This window comes from Phyllobacterium bourgognense (assembly GCF_003337575.1).
GTDB classification, from domain to species: Bacteria; Pseudomonadota; Alphaproteobacteria; order Rhizobiales; family Rhizobiaceae; genus Phyllobacterium; species Phyllobacterium bourgognense.
The window spans coordinates 1-1,240 of record NZ_QPJM01000059.1 but is presented as its reverse complement, the minus strand read 5'-3'; the positions used below and the strand labels follow the sequence as shown (position 1 = coordinate 1,240).

General features: G+C 56.4%; 1 protein-coding gene. It reads left to right on the top strand.

Features of this window, described 5'->3' with window-relative positions:
• On the top strand, positions 1-1,240 hold a 1,240-nt coding region (locus C7476_RS27775), incomplete at both ends, for an acetate--CoA ligase (RefSeq protein ID WP_114433127.1).

Genomic DNA, 1,240 nt, shown 5'->3' with positions numbered 1-1,240 from the left:
ATGAAACCTATCAGAGCTGGTACAAGCAGAGCATCAAGGATCCGGAGAAGTTCTGGGCCAAGCATGGAAAGCGCATCGATTGGTTCAAGCCTTTTACCAAGGTGAAAAACACGTCGTTCCAGGGCAAGGTCGCGATCAAATGGTTCGAGGATGGCGCGACCAACGTCTCCTACAACTGCATTGATCGCCATTTGAAAAAGCGCGGCGATCAGGTTGCCATTATCTGGGAAGGCGACAATCCCTATCTCGACAAGAAGATCACCTATAACGAGCTTTATGAGCAGGTGTGCCGTCTCGCCAACGTGTTGAAGAAGCACGGGGTCAAAAAGGGCGACCGCGTCACCATCTATATGCCGATGATCCCGGAAGCCTCCTATGCGATGCTAGCCTGCACACGCATCGGCGCCATTCATTCCGTCGTTTTCGGCGGCTTTTCTCCCGATGCGCTCGCAGGTCGCATCGTCGACTGCGAATCGACTTTCGTCATCACCGCCGATGAAGGTGTGCGCGGTGGCAAGCCTATCCCGCTCAAGGACAACACCGACAAGGCGATCGATATCGCCGCCAGGCATCACGTCAGGGTCAAGAACGTGCTGGTTGTACGTCGTACCGGCGGCAAGACCGGCTGGGCGTCAAACCGCGATCTCTGGTACCACGAGGAAACGCTGAGCGTTAAACCAGAGTGCAAGCCGGAGAGGATGAAGGCGGAAGACCCGCTGTTCATTCTTTACACATCAGGCTCGACGGGCAAACCAAAGGGGGTTCTTCACACCACCGGCGGCTATCTGGTCTATGCCGCGATGACGCATCAATACGTCTTCGATTACCATGACGGCGATATCTACTGGTGCACCGCCGATGTCGGCTGGGTCACTGGCCACTCATATATCGTTTATGGACCGCTCGCCAATGGTGCGACCACACTGATGTTCGAGGGCGTCCCCAACTACCCGTCCGTGTCGCGCTTCTGGGAAGTCATCGACAAGCACAAGGTCAACATCTTCTACACCGCCCCGACCGCCATTCGCGCATTGATGAGCGCCGGTAATGATCCCGTCACCAAAACGTCGCGCAAGTCGCTGCGCATCCTTGGATCCGTTGGCGAGCCGATCAATCCGGAAGCCTGGGAATGGTATTATCAGGTCGTCGGCGACAAGCGCTCTCCAATCGTTGATACATGGTGGCAGACGGAGACCGGCGGCATACTGATTACACCGCTGCCTGGCGCAACGGCGCTGAA